Below are 18,394 nucleotides of genomic sequence, written 5' to 3'. Positions count from 1 at the left end.
TAATTAACATCCGTTTCTCTCAAAGTTAGTATTTTTGATTATTCAATATTATAAACAAATTGTTATAAAATGAGCGTAGCCAGAAATGGTATCAATACGAATCCTAACGCTCTGTGAACTACACATGATCCATAAAAAACAATAAAAATCAACACATGAAATACCATCAAATTGACAGTGATTTATTTATAAAAAACAGAGCAAAGTTCATGGCTCAGATGAAGCCAAAAAGCGTTGCTATTTTTAATTCTAATGATATTTATCCCGTTTCGGCAGATAGTACGTTGCCATTTGCACAACACCGCGACATCTTTTATCTGAGCGGAGTAGATCAGGAAGAAAGTATTTTATTGCTTTTCCCGGATGCGCCTTACGAGCACCAAAGAGAAATGGTATTCTTGAAAGAAACCAGTGAGCACATTGCGATTTGGGAAGGCGAAAAACTGACTAAAGAGCGTGCTTTTGAAGTAACAGGAATCAGAACTGTGTATTGGTTGCAGGAATTTGAAAAAGTCTTATTTGAGATGATGACGCACGCTGACACGATTTACATCAATACCAACGAGCATTACCGCGCTACTGTAGAAACCGAAACTCGTGAAGCCCGTTTTGTAAAATGGTGGAAAGACAAATATCCGGCACATGCTGTTGCAAAAAGTAACCCAATATTGCAACGCCTTCGTTCTGTAAAAGAAACCGAAGAATTGGATTTAATCCAAAAAGCATGTACTATTACGGAACTCGGTTTTAGAAGAATATTGCCTTTCGTGAAACCAAATGTAACCGAATACGAAATTGAAGCCGAGCTAATTCACGAATTCATTCGCAACCGTTCCAGAGGTTTTGCCTACACGCCAATTATTGCTTCCGGAAATAATGCTAATGTATTGCATTACATAGAGAACAATCAACAATGCAAAGCTGGTGATTTGATTTTGCTGGATGTTGCGGCTGAATATGCCAATTATTCCAGTGACATGACGCGTACCATTCCGGTTTCAGGAACGTATACCAAAAGACAAAAAGAAGTGTATAATGCCGTTTTACGCGTAAAAAATGAAGCGACTAAAATGCTGACAACAGGTACACTTTGGAAACAATACCATATCGAAGTTGGGAAATTAATGACTTCAGAATTGCTAGGTTTGGGTCTTATTGACACAGCCGATGTGCAAAACGAAAAACCGGAATGGCCCGCTTACAAAAAATATTTCATGCACGGAACATCACACCACATGGGGTTGGACACGCACGATTATGGAATCCTCACCGAACCCATGCAAGCGAATATGGTTTTTACCGTAGAGCCTGGAATCTACATTCCTGCCGAAGGTTTCGGAATCCGTCTGGAGGATAACATTATCGTTCAGGAAAGCGGCGAACCATTCAACATGATGCGCAACATCCCAATTGAAGTAGACGAAATTGAAGAATTAATGAACAGTTAATTCCTCAAAAACGTATAAGGAAATCGGTTTACAGCAATGTGAACCGATTTTTTTTGGGCGCTACCCAGCCTCCGTAAACTCCGGCTGCGTCGGGCTATTCGCTGCAAATGAAATTCACTGAACTCCTATAAAAATAAATGTACGGTGAAGTAATCCCTTGCGCACTTCAACGAGAAAATCTACAATTCCAAAACATCAATTCCAAAATCCATGGTAAAGCTGTAACTTTTTAATCATACTACCGACTTATTTAAAAACAAAAAATATTTTAAACCATTAAGTAATTAAGAAAAATTAAGCTCTGATTCTAAATGAAACTTAATTTCTTAATGGTAAAAATCTTTTAAACAAAAACTTAAAGTACAGAAATCATGCAAGCACACGAAATAGACTACCACATTTACGGCGAGGAAATGCAATATGTGGAAATAGAATTAGACCCACAGGAAATTGTAATTGCCGAAGCGGGAAGTTTTATGATGATGGACAATAATATCCAAATGGAAACTATTTTTGGAGACGGTTCCGGACAAGAAAACGGATTGTTCGGCAAACTTTTAAGTGCCGGAAAAAGAGTATTGACCGGCGAAAGTCTTTTTATGACCGCGTTCATCAATCAAAATACTATCAAAAGCAAAGTTTCCTTTGCCTCACCGTATCCAGGGAAAATAATCCCAATTGACTTAACGCAATTTGACGGCAAATTCATTTGCCAGAAAGATGCCTTTCTCTGCGCCGCTAAAGGCGTTTCTGTTGGAATCGAATTCTCTAAAAAACTCGGTCGCGGATTGTTTGGTGGCGAAGGTTTTATCATGCAAAAATTAGAAGGTGACGGTCTGGCGTTTGTGCATACCGGCGGAACATTAGCCAAAAAAGAATTAGCAACAGGCGAAATCCTAAAAGTCGATACCGGTTGCATCGTAGGTTTTACCAAAGATGTGGATTACGATATTGAGTTTATTGGCGGGATCAAGAATTCTATTTTTGGTGGCGAAGGATTATTTTACGCCACGCTTCGCGGTCCGGGAACAGTTTACGTGCAATCGTTGCCTTTCAGTCGACTCGCCGACAGAATCATCGCATCTGCTCCCAGAGCTGGCGGAAACAGTCGCGACGAAGGCAGTTTATTGGGCGGTTTAGGCAGTTTACTCAATGGTGATAAACGATTTTAGTTTACAAAGTATTTTGTCCAATTGTCATTCCGACAAAGGAGGGGTCTCATTATAAAAGTCAAGAATGTGATTTCTCCTTCATCGAAATGACAAAACAAAAACACTTTTTGTTTACTAATTCTGCTCAAATATTTTTTTTAATTTTTATTGGCATTTTTTAGTCTAATCTATACAAGAATTCTAAAAAATAATATGACACATCTGTTTAAAAAAAATTAAAGTCCTAATTTTACAGTCGTTCGAAACAAACCCAAAAAAGGGAAACAAATTATCTTTAAAACACCATCATCTCCTATTGCGATATCAGGAAAGGAACCGCTATTATTTTGCCTCATGGTTTTCTAGAGAACAAAACGATGTGGGGTTTTACACTCCGAAACGGAATGCTTGAATTACATACAAAGAATGAAATGTTCAAAAACTTCTGAGATTGATCTTGGATTGGTAATGTGCTTTGGGGAAAATCCAGAATTGAAACGTATTATACATACAAACAATAAAAAACATAACAAATAAAATTAGAGATAATCTGTAAAATCAGAATTGTCCGCAGGCTAAATTTATGAAACTATTCATCACAGGAATTGGTACTGATGTAGGTAAAACCATCGCGTCAGCCATTGTAACAGAAGCTTTAGAAGCTGATTATTGGAAACCCATTCAAGCGGGGGATTTAGACAACTCAGATAGTCATAAGATTAAATCGTTTTTGTCCAATAAAATGACGGTAATTCATCCCAACGGGTATGCCTTAAAAACGCCTGCAAGTCCTCATTTTGCTGCAGAACGAGATGGAGTTGTTATTGATTTAAAGAAAATTAGTGAACCTCAAACAGAAAACCACTTGGTTATTGAAGGTGCAGGCGGTGTTTTTGTGCCGTTAAACGCTAAGGATTGTGTTGTAGATTTGATTCAGCCCGATTACAAAGTGATTGTGGTTTCCCGACATTATCTGGGAAGTATCAATCATACGTTATTGACCATTGAAGCTTTGCAAAACCGAAAAATTAAAATCGCCGGAATTATTTTTTCGGGCGATGAAAATAAGGCTACTGAAGAAATAATTCTGAGTAAAACGATTGTAAAATGCATTGGACGTATAGCGCAAGAACCATATTTTGATCAAAATGTCATCCAGGAATATGCAGCTTTATTTCGGGAGCAGCTATTGAGTTTATAAAATCTTTGTGAAACTTTTTGCTTTCTCTGTGTATCTTTGTGGAATATATTATTTAAAATGACTTTAACAGAAAGAGACCGCCAATATCTTTGGCATCCGTATACCCAACACAAAACGGCAGGGTTGCCAATTGCCATCAAAAAAGGGAAAGGCGCTTTGCTTTGGGACGAAAACAATAAAGAATATATTGATGCGATTGCCTCGTGGTGGGTCAATCCGTACGGACATTCCAATACATTTATCGCCGATGCGATTTACAAACAACTCACCACATTAGAGCACGTATTATTTGGCGGATTCACTCACGAACCAGCTATTTTGGTAGCAGAGAAGCTAATGGAAATTTTACCTAAAAATCAACAAAAAATATTCTTTTCCGATAATGGTTCTACGGCTGTTGAAATTGCGATTAAAGTTGCCCTACAATATTTTTTCAATAAAGGAGAAAAGAGAACGGTGATAATTGCTTTTGAAAATGCGTTTCACGGAGACACTTTTGGTGCTATGGCCGCAAGTGGAATATCGTTTTTTGTGGAAGCATTTAAGGATTCTTTGATTGAAGTGATTCGGATTCCGGTTCCTGTTAAAGGGCAGGAAGAGCAAAGTTACAACGCTTTACGTCATGTAATAAAAAACAATAATTGTGCGGGTTTTATTTTTGAGCCATTGGTTCAGGGAGCTGCAGGAATGGTGATGTACGAACCAGAATCGTTAGATAAACTGATGCGAATTTGTCAGCAGAATAATGTGATGACCATTGCAGATGAAGTGATGACGGGCTTTGGAAAAACGGGAAAAACGTTTGCAACGGATTATTTATTAGAAAAACCAGATATGATGTGTTTGTCTAAAGCGTTGACCGGAGGAACAATTCCGATGGCGATTACGACTTTTACACAGGATTTATTTGATGCTTTTTATGATGATGATATTAATAAAGCGTTGTTTCATGGGCATACATTTACAGCAAATCCTACCGGTTGTGCAGCGGCTTTGGCCAGTTTGGAATTGCTGCAAACGAATGAAATGCAGGCGAATTTAATTCGGGTCAATCAAAGGCATCTGAACTTTCAGGAGCGCATCAAAAATCATCCAAAAGTTACCGCAACCCGAGTGCTGGGCGTTATTTTTGCTTTAGAAATAAAAACCGAAAGTGCTGCCAGTTATTACGGAAGTTTACGGAACAAACTCTATGATTTTTTTATCGAAAACGGAGTGATTCTGCGTCCTGTTGGTAATATCGTTTATATCTTACCGCCTTATGTTATTACCGATGAGCAATTACAAAAAGTGTATGAAGTGGTCGAAAAAGCGTTAGAAATAGTCTAGTTTTTTGGCTGCAGATTAGAAAAATCCGTTTTTATCGGTTCAGATCCGCGTCATTGGTGTGCTATTTTTCCGCAGATTGAACGCAGAATGTAAATAACTTTGCGACCTTTGCGAAAAATAAAATAACTTGTCAACAACAATCTCCATAACTGCCATAGCTTCCCTTTCTCCATTAGGAAATGCACCTGAGGAAATTTGGAAAAAATATCTCGATAAAAATCATTGTTTTTCCGAACATTTTTTGGATCAAAAAAACACATTTGTAGCCAAAATTGATGCTGATTCTACTGAAATAATTCGTAAGTTGAAACAGTCAGATAACAAATATAAATCCTTGGACCAATCCGTTTTGTACGCTATGGCGGCTTCGCGGCAAGCGATGCAAAATGCAGGCTGGAATTCAAATGACGTTTTTGGAATCAATATTGGTTCATCTCGCGGTGCCACGGATTTATTCGAAAAGAATTATCAGGAGTATTTAAAAACAGGAAAAGCACAAACATTGGCTTCTCCAATGACCACTTTGGGCAATATTTCCTCTTGGGTGGCACATGATTTGCAAAGTTCTGGCCCTGAAATCTCACATTCTATTACGTGTTCTACTGCGTTGCATGCCGTGTTAAACGGAGTGGCGTGGCTAAAAGCGGGAATGGCAGATAAGTTTTTAGTCGGTGGAACTGAAGCGCCTTTAACTGATTTTACGATTGCCCAAATGCGCGCCTTGAAAATTTATTCGAGTCGCGCAGAAGAATATCCCAATCGGGCTCTTGATTTAGAAAAAAAGCAAAACACCATGATTCTGGGTGAAGGTGCTGGGGTGTGTTGTCTCGAAATTGGGGAAAAAGAAAACGCCTTGGCCTACATCGAAGGAATTGGATACGCTACAGAAATTCTGGAACATAGTATTTCTATTTCGGCAGAAGCGACCTGTTTCCAGAAATCTATGAAAATGGCACTTCAAAATACTGATTTGTCCAAAGTGGATGTGATTGTCATGCATGCTCCGGGAACTGTAAAAGGGGATTTGACCGAATATAAAGCGATACAGAAAGTTTTTGGTGAAAGCCTGCCTTTGCTCACTACCAATAAATGGAAAATTGGTCACACCTTTGGTGCATCAGGGATTTTGAGTATGGAATTCGCTATTTTGATGCTGCAACACAATCGTTTTATCGGAGTCCCTTTTGCAAAAGCGCAAGCACAAACAAAACCGATTAAGAAAGTATTGATTAATGCCGTTGGTTTTGGAGGAAACGCGGTAAGTGTTCTTTTGAGTGTATAAGGATGCCATTTATAAGAGGTGTTCTTTTTAAAAAAGTAGCTACGAATTACTCTAATTTCACAAATTTTGGTAATCAGTGTTAATTGGTACGATCTGTTTATAAAGGTCAAGGTTTAATGGCACGCAGATACCGCAGATTTAAGCGGATTTTTATTTTTGTGTGGAATACCATTTGAATGAAATCAAATAATTCCATTGTCGGTTTTGGTTTTTTTTCAATGTGACTTAGAACTGAATCTTGGGCTAAAATGAATTGTTTTGGAGTAGCTTTTTCTTTTGCAAACAAAAAAAATCAGCGTTAATCGGTTTTATCCGTGTCATCCGTGTTCCAACTTTCCAGTTCTTTTGCTTTTTCGTAGACTAAATTACTTTCGTAGCCTTTTCGGAGCAAATAATCACAAAATTTTTTTCGTTTTTTCAACCGGTTTGCTTCCCGAATGGCCTCCCATTGTTTTTGGGAAATGCCGTCAAAGGTTGCGGTATATTCCTCATGCGTAATTTCTTTGAGTGCCAGATTGATATTGTATTGTGTGATTTTTCGGAATTTTAATTCATTGATAATTCTGATTTTGCCCCAAAACTTGATGCGGTGTTTTCCTCTGGCGAAACTGCAGGCAAAACGACTTTCATTCAGGAAATTACTACTGATCAGATGCACTACAATCGTATCGATTTCATCAGAGTCCATTTTCATGCTCCACAGCTTTTGTATTACTTCTTCGTGACAGCGTTCCTGATAAGCACAGTAGTGTTCAATTTTAGGAATGGCTGTTTTTAGGGTATATATGGGATTCATTTTTTTGTTTTTGCGCTTGTTCTTTATGGTTTAAATAGGTTCAAGCATTCTCATTGTGGGTTTCAAAAATAAGATATTAAATTTAAAGTGTCGCAGGACGGGAAACAGGAATTTATTTTTTGTTGTTTTAGCTAGGAAAAAGGCTTAGGGTTTGAAACAAAGCGACTGTTATAAAGCCAGTTAAGATGGTGTGAATGATTTTTTAAGAGAAATGGTAGAAGATTTTTAATAGTTAAAACATGTATTTCAACAGAATATTTTGCGCTTGGTCGATTAAATTAGGTTTTATTTAAAATACGGAACGATATTACCAGAATAGTTGATTTTACTTATTTTTTGTATTTAAAAGAATTAGAGATTTAGCTGTAAGATGCTTAAATAAATATCATAACATGAATAAAAAATTACTTTTATTAATTGCATTCTTTTTTAGTTTTGGTTTAGGTTATGGCCAAGTAGTAAATTACTCTTTTTCGCAAGCTAGTGGTACCTATGCAGCTTTAAATGGTGTGTTGATTAGTCCTTGGGACGATTTTGTAAGCGATAATACTATCCCAATTGGATTCTCATTCAATTTTAATGGAATTAATTATACTACGTGTTCTGTTAACTCTAACGGGTATATCACCTTCGGCACCACACTTTCTTCCGCTACAAGTTATACTCCTATATCTTCAAATACTGGTTTTGAGGGTGCAATTAGTGCTTTGGGAATGGATCTGTTTAGTGCTAATTCTGCGATAGTTTATAGTTCAATAGGAAGTGCACCCAATAGAGTTTTTGTATTGCAATGGACCAACGTGCGTCGATATGAGGGTAGAACGGCTAGAAATGGTGACTTCAATTTTCAGATTAGATTGAATGAATCATCAAATACAATTCAAGTAATTTATGGTGGTTGTGCTACAACTTACGCAGGTAGTCTGACTGCTCAAGTTGGATTACGTGGATTAAATAATACTGATTTTAATAATAGATTAGTAACTAATAACTGGCCTACATCTACAGTAGGTGTTAATAATACCGCTAGTTGTAGAACAGGTAGTGGTTCAGGAGAACTGCCGCTTAATGGTTTAACCTATACATGGACACCAAATCCTATCATAACTAGTTTTACACCAAGCAATGCTTGCGCTGCATCTGGAGTTTCAGTAATTATTACAGGAAGAAATTTTACAGGAACAACGGCAGTAAATTTTAATGGGATTCCGGCATCATTTACAGTAAATAGCAATACACAAATAACGGCTCAATTACCAGCTACAGCCACAACTGGATTTATAACTGTAACTACTTCTGGTGGGACGGGGACGAGTCTTAGTAGTTTTACGGTAAGTACACCTGTAGGAGATCAAATATCTTATGGTAATAATTCCTGGTTAGGTTATGTGTATGCTAACACAAATGGAAGTCCACCTAGTAATGCTTTTACAACTACCTATAGGGGGTATGTTACGCAAACGGAGAATTTTGATTTAAATTTAGTTGACGGAGCGCTTTCAGGGCCTAATGTATGTGGTAGTTATACTGATAATTTTGCGGTACGATTTAAAATGAATAGAAACTTACCGGCAGGATGCTATACATTTACAGTAGGTGGTGATGATGGGTATCGTTTAAGTTTAGACGGAGGTCTAACGTATGTTATAAATAACTGGAGCGATCATTCGTACCAAGAAACAACCTCTACGGTTTACCTTAGCGGGGCTACTAATTTTGTGCTAGAATATTATGAAAATTTAGGGCAGTCACGTGTGCGGTTTTCATCCACATTTTCAGCACTTGGGATACCTGTTGTGGGAGCCATAACGCAACCTACTTGTGCACTAGCAACTGGAAGTGTTTCATTAAGCGGTTTGCCAGCAACTGGATCTCGAACCATTATTGCAACTCCAAATACAGCAGGCTTGACAGGGTTAACGGGAACGGGAGAAATTACAACTGTTGGAGGTTTGGTAGCAGGAACAACCTATACATTTGCAGTTTCAAATGGAACGTGTACGTCCTCAGTGAGCTCTAATGTTGTAATCAAGCCATTGCCATTGGTAGCTTCATTCAATGGGACTTGGACAAATGGTCCGCCAACTATTGAACAAAGCATCGTTTTTTCAGGTAATTATACCTCCATTGGAAACTTAGAAGGCTGCGATTGCACTGTAAACGCTGGAGTTCAAGTGAATGTACAATCCGGTCATACTCTCAAAATAACGAATGCTGTAAAAGTAAATACAGCTCTGGGTACCAGTTTGATATTCGAAGACAACTCTAGCTTGGTCCAAATAAATGAGGATCCTGATATAAATACAGGAAACATCGTTTATAAACGTAAATCAGGGGTAATTAGGAAATCAGATTATACCTACTGGTCGTCGCCCGTTGCTTTTCAGCCCCTAATTAAGGTATCTCCAAATACAAACCCAAACAGGTTTTGGTCCTTTAACGCAGCAACAAACAGCTGGGTACCGGAAAACTCAGCAAATATAATGGGCAGAGGAAAAGGATATATTATTCGTGGACCTGAATTTTTTCCTGCACCAAATCCGACATCTGATGTAATTCAAGTACCTTTTGAAGGTGTTCCGCATAACGGGCAATTTGAGATTGATATAGCAAGTGCTGGAACTTCAAATTTAATTGGGAATCCGTATCCTTCGGCACTAGATGCTGAATCGTTCTTAAGAGCAAATAGTTCAGTATTGCAGGGGACTCTTTATTTCTGGACTCACAATACTGAGATTCGTGCAGCAACTGATGCTAGTAGCGGAAGCTCGGGGCAATTAGTTTATATTTCGGATGATTATGCTTCTTATAATCTTTCGGGAGGTGTTGGAACTGCAATAGTAAAGGGGAATACAGAATCAGGTATAGAGAAAGAGGCTAATAAACCATCGGGTAAGATTGCCTCAGGACAAGGTTTCTTTGCAACTGGTCTAATGACGGGGAAAGCAATATTCAAAAATAGTATGAGAGTGGGTGTAGGCACTATCACGGGAGATAATGAGCAGTTTTTTAAAACTACCCAAAGCTCAAAAAACACGAATGCAGTCGAGAAAAACCGTGTTTGGCTCAATTTAACAAATGATAAAGGTGCTTTCAAGCAAATGCTGGTTGGGTATCTGGATGGTGCTACTAATGGTTATGACAATGCCTTTGATGGTGTAAACAATAATGGAAATCAGTTTGTTGATTTTTATAGTATCAACGAAGATAAGAAATTAACCATACAAGGAAGGGCTTTACCCTTTGATGAAAACGATATTGTGCCATTGGGATATAGTTCTGTAATTCAAGGTAGTTTTTCAATTGGTATTGATGAGGTCGATGGGATTTTTAGTTCTCAGAATGTTTACCTTGAAGATAAAAGTAACAATAGTATTTATGATCTAAAAAAAGCAGTTTATACTTTTAGCACTGAAAAAGGAACCTTTAATGATCGTTTTGTATTGCGTTATACGGACAGGACATTAGGAGTTGGCGATTTTGATACTGCCGCGATGCAGGTTTTAGTATCTGTAAAAAACAAGCAGATAAAAATCAACTCATCAGTAGAAACTATTGATAAAGTTTTTATTTATGATGTGCTGGGCAAGCAAATTTATAAAAAAACAAATGTTGATAACACTGAATTAGTAATCCCAAATTTAGGATCAAGTGAGCAAGTTCTAATTGTAAAAACAGTGTTGCAAAATGGAGAGACAGTTACAACAAAAACGGTGTATTAAAAGCATCATACAACAATACATTCCAAGCCCATTTTGTGTAAACAAAACGGGCTTTTTTTGTTTAAATAGTTTTTTGAAGCTATTTGTATGTTGATTTGCTCTTGTTTTTGGACAAAACTACCAATTAATTTTAAAAACGGTTCTCGATACACGTCACTTCAAATGCGAAGCGTATCGAGAAGTTTTGTTTCGTTTTGCTACACAAAAAAATATGCGAACTGACGTTTTTAATAATTGTACCCAACGGGTTGTACTAGTCCGAATGAATACCGAATGTTTTTTTTGACATAAATTTCCAAAAATTGATTACATCATTATATTGAAAATCGGTGCTAAGCTGTGGGGTCTGTGTCCATTTTTAAAAAAAATAGAGGAATACCGACAAGCATATGAAAAAAACAAGAGCCTAATTCAGTGTGTTATTTTTAGTTTAAATATCACTAAATGTGGGTATTGTGATTGCAAAAGATTGTATTTACTTTTATAAAGTTATCGCTGATATTTCTTTATCAAATGAATTTCAACAAAAAAAGCAACAATTTAAAACAACCCATATGGCACGTAATCTTTTAGTACAGTCATGAATTTTCGGAGAGCTCAAGCAAACGCCGGAAATTCAATTTTAGACATCAAAATACGACACTTTACTATTTTTTTCTTCTTCCTTTTTATTAATGTAGCTTTTTCACAACAAGGAAAGTCAGATGTTGCATTCAACACGTATGATGACGGTTTGCAAGGCGATGGTTTTGATGGAACCATAAGAACTGTTGCTTTGCAAACGGATGGGAAACTAATTGTTGGAGGTGATTTTTTAAATTTTAATGGGGCTTCAACTCCATATTTGTGTAGGTTACTGCCGGACGGTTCCAAAGATCTTTCGTTCAATTTAGGTTCGGGCATCGAAGGCAAAGTATATTGTTCCTTAATACAACCGGATGGGAAGATTATTTTAGGCGGTTCTTTTGTAACCTTTAACGGTGTAAATGTTGCAAAACTAATCCGTTTAAATGCTGATGGAACTAGAGATGTAACTTTTAACTCTTCTGCTGGGACTACCAATAATATAATATATTCATGCGATTTGCAATCAGATGGTAGTATTGTAATTTGTGGCAGTTTTACCGGTTACAACGGAGTTCCCGCACCTAGGGTAGCTCGAATTTTGCCTAATGGAAATATTGACACAGGCTTTGCAATAGGTAGTGGCGCTGGCTCCCTTGTTGAAGAAATCAAAATTCAAGCTGACGGTAAAATAATTTTGGGAGGATCTTTTACTTCCTTTAATGGAACTGCTTGTGGCAGAATAATTCGATTGAATAGCAATGGGACTGTTGACGCTACTTTTGTTCAAGGAGCCGGTTTTGATGATGATGTGTCAGCACTCGCGACACAAGCGGATGGGAAAATTTTAGTAGGGGGTGTTTTTTTAAATTTCAATGGTGTTAAAACCAGTAGAATAATTCGTTTGAATAGTGATGGCTCGCTTGACGCTACTTTTAGCACTGGCTCAGGGTTTAGTGGGGGTGTTGTAGCGGTTGTGAAACTAAATCCGGCTAGAGGTGTTTTGGTTGGGGGATCTTTTACGGGGACTTATAATGGAACAGCTGTTAATAGATTAGTTTTACTGGAAGCAAATGGAGTTATTAATCCTGCCTTTGATATTGGGGCAGGCCCGTTTTCGGCATCCGTTCTTGATTTAGCTACTGCATCTGATGGTTCTTGGTACGTTAGTGGGTCGTTTTCTGTTTTTGATTCCCAAAACCAAGGACGTTTGGCGCGAATTGATGCTTTTGGCGCTTTAGACATTGGATATCTTACTGCTGGAGTTGGTTTTGATAATTCTGTTTTAAAAGTAAATGCGTTATCAGATAATAAAACGATGGTTTTTGGAAATTTCACCAAATTCAACGGAACGATGTGCAACCGAATTGCAAGGTTATCAGAAGACGGAGCAATTGATGTTTCTTTTAATAATTCTGGTGCTGGAGCCAATAATTCTATAAAAACCGCTATTGTACAACCGGATGGCAAAGTTGTTATTGCAGGTGTTTTTACATATTATAATGGTGTCGTAAGGAACAGGATTGCCAGGGTTCTGGCAAATGGAGACATTGATGCGGTTTTCTTTATTGGAACCGGATTTAACAATCAGGTGTATGCTTTGGCGGTACAGTCAGATGGAAAAATAATTGTCGGTGGAAATTTCACAAGTTACAATGGGGTTTTGAAGAATAGAATCGCTCGATTATTACCCGATGGAACTTTAGACACCAGTTTTAATACCGGTTCTGGAGCTGATGCTATCGTAGAAAATATTTTATTGCAACCCGATGGAAAAATTGTTTTAGGTGGCCAGTTTTCTTTTTTTAATGGGATTTCGTATAATCGGATGGTTCGCCTGAATGCGGATGGAAGCGTAGATCCTGGATTTTCTATAGGAACTGGTTTTGACAAAAATGTGTATGCAATAGCACTACAATCAGATAATAAACTGATTGTTGGTGGGACATTTACAACATACAAAGGCGTTTCCGCAAAAAGAGTGTTGCGATTGAACAGTGATGGGAGTTTAGATATCACTTTTGCAACGGGATTGGGATTTAGTAATGGAGAAATTAGGGCAGTTTTAGTCCAGCCCGATGATCGCTTATTAATTGGCGGAACGTTCTCCGGTACATACAACGGGACAGCTGTGAGGCGAATGGTTCGGTTACTAGCAACGGGAGATGTTGACACGACATTTTCTGTGAATTTGAATAATACGTTGTTTAGTATTTGTTTTACTCCCAATAATAAAGTGCTTATTGGAGGAAACTTCAATTCGGTTTCAGGTGTAACTAAACATCGAATAGCCCGAATTAAACTCTGTTCCAATAGCTCCGTTTGGAATGGGAGTTCCTGGAATAATGGAATACCATCTGCTGAAAAGACACTGCTTTTTCAGGGAAATCACCCCTCATTTACAACAGTAAACTCCTGTTCTTGTTTCATTAGTGCAGGGAACACGGTTACAATTCCGGCAGGAAATACGTTAGGATTGGTTTTCGATTATTCTGGTTCAGGCACATTAATTTTAGAAAACAATGCGGCATTGTATCAATATGAAGATCAGGTCAGTAATTCCGGAGTGATTCAATTAAAAAGAAAAACAACGCCCATTCTCCTCACAGATTATACCTATTGGTCTTCGCCTGTTTCAAATCAAAAACTGATTGATGTTTCTCCTGATACGCATTGGGATAAGTTTTATTCCTTTGATGCTTCAAGGAATTCATGGGCTAATGAGATTTCAACAAACGTAATGTCAGTTGGTAAAGGATATATTATTCGTGGTCCGAAAACTTTTTCAGAAACGAGTGCAGCAAATTATGAAGCTATTTTTGCGGGAGTTCCCAATAATGGGTTGGTGTCAGTGCCAATTGCGGCCACAGGTACGTCAAATTTGATTGGCAATCCGTATCCTTCAGCGATTAACGCAGATTTGTTTATAATTGCAAACAAAGAAACTATGGATGGAACTATTTATCTCTGGACACACAATACGGCTATTAATAAGAACGTATATACTTCAGATGATTATGCGGTGTATAACTTATTGGGAGGCGTTGGTACGAGTGCTGCAACTAATTCAGGCGTTAATAATACTAAGCCAGACGGGAAAATAGCTTCAGGACAATCTTTTTTTATGACGAGTATCAATGGTGGTGGGACAGCTATTTTTAATAACAGTATGCGTGTGATTGGTCAAAACGCTAGTTTTTTTAAATCAAGTGCCATTAATAAATCAAAATCTGAGGCTATAGAAAAAGACCGAATTTGGTTAAATTTGAGTAATAATGAAGGTGCTTTCAAACAAATCTTAATAGGATATGCAACGGGAGCGACAAATGATTTTGACCGTTCTTTTGACGGTGAGAGTTTTGAAGGAAATCAATATTTAGACTTTTATAGTAGGAGTCAAGATAAGAATTTAGTAATTCAGGGGCGTGCATTACCGTTTGAAGAGACGGATGAAATAAAATTAGGTTTTAGCAGCACAGTAGCAGGAACTTTTATCATTAAAATAGATCAGACAGATGGAGTGTTAGTCAATAAAAATGTTTTTATTGAGGATAAATTAAATAATAATCTTGTTGATATAACAAACGAAAGCTATGCTTTCACTACTGCTGTGGGAATATTTGATGATCGTTTCGTTTTGCGATATACAAACAAAAACCTAATTTCGGATGAATTTATAAAAGAAGATGAATCTGTTTTTGTATCGACTAAAAACAAAGAGTTGCAAATAAAATCAACCAAAGAATTCATAGAGCAGGTTGTTGTATACAATTTAGCAGGAAGTACAATTTATCAAAAAAACGAAATCGACAACAATGATTTCTCAGTTCTGAATTTACTTGTTGGTCATCAAGTTGTGTTGGTAAAAATAGTTTTGCAGCATGGAAGGGTTGTTACCAAGAAAATAGTGTACTAAAATAGAAGTCTAAAAAAACCATCTTGCTCCTGCAAGATGGTTTTGAGTCTTTATTCAAAAACGAAGATTATTTCCCTTTGCCAGATGCTTCAAGGTTCTTCTCGATGGTATGTCCTGGTCGTGACCATTTTGGTTTTTCACCCAAGGGAGCAAATTGAGAATCTACAGCTTCAACGGTTTGAGGCTGAGAAACTTTTGTAAAGGGTTTTTGTGGATTTAAACCTAACATTTCAAACATTTTCATGTCTTCATTTACGTCAGGATTTGGAGTGGTCAATAACTTATCTCCAGCAAAAATGGAATTGGCACCAGCAAAAAAGCACATGGCTTGACCTTCACGACTCATGTTCATTCTTCCCGCAGAAAGGCGGACTTGGGTTTCTGGCATGATGATTCGGGTTGTGGCTACCATTCGGATCATTTCCCATATTTCAACTGGTTTTTCTTCTTCCATTGGCGTTCCTTCCACAGCAACCAAGGCGTTTATAGGCACTGACTCCGGTTGTGGGTTTAAGGTAGAAAGTGCGACAAGCATTCCAGCTCGGTCTTCAATACTTTCTCCCATTCCAATTATTCCGCCGCTACAAACAGTGACATTTGTTTTACGAACATTTTCTATAGTTTGCAAACGGTCTTCAAATCCGCGGGTCGAAATTACTTCTTTATAATATTCTTCAGAGGTGTCTAAATTATGGTTGTAAGCATATAAACCAGCTTCTGCCAGTCGATGTGCTTGGTTTTCAGTGATCATTCCAAGGGTACAACACACTTCCATATCCAGTTTGTTTATGGTACGGACCATTTCCAGTACCTGGTCAAATTCAGGACCATCTTTTACATTTCTCCAAGCGGCGCCCATGCATACACGGGATGATCCGCTTGATTTTGCACGCAAAGCTTGTGCTTTTACCTGACTTACTGACATTAAATCATTGCCTTCAATTTCAGTATGATACCGTGCGGCCTGTGGGCAATAGCCACAATCCTCCGGACATCCACCTGTTTTTATAGAGAGTAAAGTAGATACCTGAACCACGTTAGGATCATGGTGTTCTCTATGAATAGAAGCTGCTTCATACAGCAAGTCCATCATAGGTTTGTTATATATTGCGATAATTTCGTCTTTGGTCCAATTGTGTTTTGTAATGCTCATTGATACTATTTTTTGATGGCTCAAAAGTAGTTAAATTGTTCTAAAGAACCAATGTAATACCATTGAAAAGCCGGTTCTGAAAATTTTAATAGCCAAATTAAGCAGATGTATACCGGTGTTTTTATATTCCATAAATTCTGGGCGTAGTATTGTAGATACAGCGGTTTATTGATATAGCGGATTTTAAAATTTAATAATACCGTCGCAAAGACCAATACTAATTGTGCTTTGCGACGGTATTAGAGGAAGGATTAATTTAAAATATAGGTTATGATTCAGCTCCGTGTTTGTCTGATGCATAGCGGGGGTCCCAATACAACATAAGCATAAAGGTGACAACTACAGAGGATACTATCCCTTCAAAAAACAAAGAAATGGAATACGTCATCACCGACGGATCCCCGCCAAATAAAAAGGTTTTGGATAGTGATCCCACATAAGCATCACCACCTTTGGAATAACTGTAAATAATTAAGCCAATAATGCTCAAAAATATTCCTGTAAGCGCCGTTAATAATGCTGAAACCGCATTAGAAACTAATATTGTTTTGTTTTCGGAAAAATTAGCCTTTAGTGTTCTATGGGCGCCGTAAAAGACAAACAACACGTTAAATAAACGCAACAAATAAATATCTGCCAGGCCTAAAAGTTCCATTATTAAGAAATAAAGACCAATTCCTATGAAAATAATGAATCCGTTTACTAATTCTTTAGGTAGTTTCATACAGTTAGTTTTAAAATTTAAAAATGATACATTTCTTATAAAAAGCATCCTATTTTCAAATTTACAGAAAAAATAGTAATGTTTTATGAAAAAATCAATATTTATTCCAATAGGCAAGTGCTGTTTTTTTGTCTTTTTCAAGTTGTTCTTTTAGTACGTCAACTGATTCGAATTTTTGTTCGGAACGAATTCTTTGAAGTATCGAGACACTAATATCTTGATTGTATAAATCAGCATCGAAATCAAAGTAATGAATTTCTATCGACTGATTTTGTCCATCAACAGTAGGATTGAACCCAATGTTCATCATCCCGAAAACCGTTTTTTGATTGATACTACTTTGTACAATGTACACTCCATTTTGTGGAATCAGTTTGTAGTTTTCTTCAATTTTTAAGTTAGCCGTTGGAAAACCGATAGTCCTTCCCAGCTGTTTTCCTTGAATGATTTTCCCAGTGAGTGAATAATCATAGCCTAAATATTCATTAGCCAGCGCCATATCACCTTCTAATAAGGCCTTTCTGATTTTAGTGGAACTCACGGAAATGGCATTGATTTCCTGAACGGATATTTGTTCTACTTCAAAATTATACTCTTTTCCAAAGGCGATAAGATCATCAATATCAGCTGTTCGGTTTCGTCCAAATCGATGGTCGTGTCCTATTATTATCTTGTGGATGTGAAAACGATCTACGAGAATAGTACTTACAAATTCTTCGGCAGTCAATCTTGAAAAAGTTTCGTCAAAAGGATGGATGACAAGGTTTTCGATACCAATTTTTTCCAACAAATCAATTTTCTCAGTGATAGTGTTGAGTAATTTTAGATCAGAATGTTCCTGTAAAACCATTCGGGGATGCGGAAAAAAAGTAAGTACCAGACTTTCGTAATTCTCGTTTTCCGTATTTTGGGTCAGTTTATTCAGGATTTTTTTGTGCCCAATATGGACACCATCAAAGGTGCCCAACGTTAGAATTGTTTTTTTTGGGGAAACGAAATCGTTTATAGAATGAAAAATCTTCAAAGCAAGTGTTTTATAATGGTGCAAATTTAAGGTATACAATTGATATAATTAAAAAAGGATTGAAAAGTTCAATGCTTTTTTAAT

At 37.3% G+C, this 18,394-nt stretch carries 11 protein-coding genes; 7 read left to right on the top strand and 4 right to left on the bottom strand.

Going from position 1 to position 18,394, the window contains the following annotated elements; translation table 11 throughout:
• Positions 1–155 precede the first annotated feature (155 nt).
• The 5 genes from EKL99_RS11210 (at position 156) to EKL99_RS11190 (ending at position 6,411) form a co-directional block, all read left to right on the top strand.
• Positions 156–1,448, top strand: a complete 1,293-nt coding sequence (locus EKL99_RS11210; protein WP_126553033.1) for an aminopeptidase P family protein — start codon at positions 156–158, stop codon at positions 1,446–1,448.
• Positions 1,449–1,819: 371 nt separating this feature from the next.
• Positions 1,820–2,620: a TIGR00266 family protein gene (locus EKL99_RS11205; RefSeq protein ID WP_126553035.1), complete on the top strand. Its 801-nt coding sequence runs from the start codon at positions 1,820–1,822 to the stop codon at positions 2,618–2,620.
• Positions 2,621–3,182: 562 nt separating this feature from the next.
• Positions 3,183–3,800: a dethiobiotin synthase gene (gene bioD / locus EKL99_RS11200; RefSeq protein ID WP_126458118.1), complete on the top strand. Its 618-nt coding sequence runs from the start codon at positions 3,183–3,185 to the stop codon at positions 3,798–3,800.
• A gap of 57 nt (positions 3,801–3,857) precedes the next feature.
• Positions 3,858–5,129 carry an adenosylmethionine--8-amino-7-oxononanoate transaminase gene (gene bioA / locus EKL99_RS11195; RefSeq protein WP_126564382.1) on the top strand — a complete coding sequence of 424 codons (1,272 nt, stop codon included), beginning with the start codon at positions 3,858–3,860 and terminating at the stop codon, positions 5,127–5,129.
• Positions 5,130–5,256: 127 nt separating this feature from the next.
• The gene (locus EKL99_RS11190; protein ID WP_126576966.1) at positions 5,257–6,411 is read left to right on the top strand and encodes a beta-ketoacyl synthase N-terminal-like domain-containing protein; all 1,155 of its coding nucleotides are present in this window, start codon (positions 5,257–5,259) and stop codon (positions 6,409–6,411) included.
• A gap of 298 nt (positions 6,412–6,709) precedes the next feature.
• Here EKL99_RS11190 and EKL99_RS11185 read toward each other — a convergent pair whose 3' ends face one another.
• A complete protein-coding gene (locus EKL99_RS11185; protein ID WP_126458127.1) occupies positions 6,710–7,207 on the bottom strand; it encodes a regulatory protein RecX in 498 nt (165 codons plus the stop codon).
• A gap of 392 nt (positions 7,208–7,599) precedes the next feature.
• Between EKL99_RS11185 and EKL99_RS11180 the strand changes: the two genes are divergently transcribed.
• Positions 7,600–10,929: a T9SS sorting signal type C domain-containing protein gene (locus EKL99_RS11180; RefSeq protein WP_126576965.1), complete on the top strand. Its 3,330-nt coding sequence runs from the start codon at positions 7,600–7,602 to the stop codon at positions 10,927–10,929.
• Between the two features lie 580 nt (positions 10,930–11,509).
• Positions 11,510–15,409 (top strand): T9SS sorting signal type C domain-containing protein, encoded by a 3,900-nt coding sequence (locus EKL99_RS11175; protein ID WP_126576964.1) that lies wholly within the window; start codon positions 11,510–11,512, stop codon positions 15,407–15,409.
• Positions 15,410–15,476: 67 nt separating this feature from the next.
• On the opposite strand, the gene bioB is transcribed toward EKL99_RS11175, so the two are convergent.
• The 3 genes from bioB to EKL99_RS11160 all read right to left on the bottom strand — a co-directional run bounded on the left by bioB (position 15,477) and on the right by EKL99_RS11160 (position 18,310).
• Positions 15,477–16,562, bottom strand: a complete 1,086-nt coding sequence (bioB, locus tag EKL99_RS11170) for a biotin synthase BioB (protein ID WP_126458136.1) — start codon at positions 16,560–16,562, stop codon at positions 15,477–15,479.
• A 268-nt stretch (positions 16,563–16,830) separates the two neighbouring features.
• Positions 16,831–17,286: a hypothetical protein gene (locus EKL99_RS11165; protein WP_126553047.1), complete on the bottom strand. Its 456-nt coding sequence runs from the start codon at positions 17,284–17,286 to the stop codon at positions 16,831–16,833.
• Positions 17,287–17,380: 94 nt separating this feature from the next.
• On the bottom strand, positions 17,381–18,310 hold the full coding sequence (locus EKL99_RS11160; RefSeq protein ID WP_126553049.1) for a bifunctional riboflavin kinase/FAD synthetase: 930 nt from the start codon (positions 18,308–18,310) through the stop codon (positions 17,381–17,383).
• Positions 18,311–18,394: the final 84 nt, after the last annotated feature.

Source organism: Flavobacterium sp. ZB4P23 (assembly GCF_003970375.1).
Taxonomy (GTDB): domain Bacteria; phylum Bacteroidota; class Bacteroidia; order Flavobacteriales; family Flavobacteriaceae; genus Flavobacterium.
Note: the sequence above shows the minus strand (reverse complement) of the source record. Positions and strands in the feature narration are given on the sequence as shown.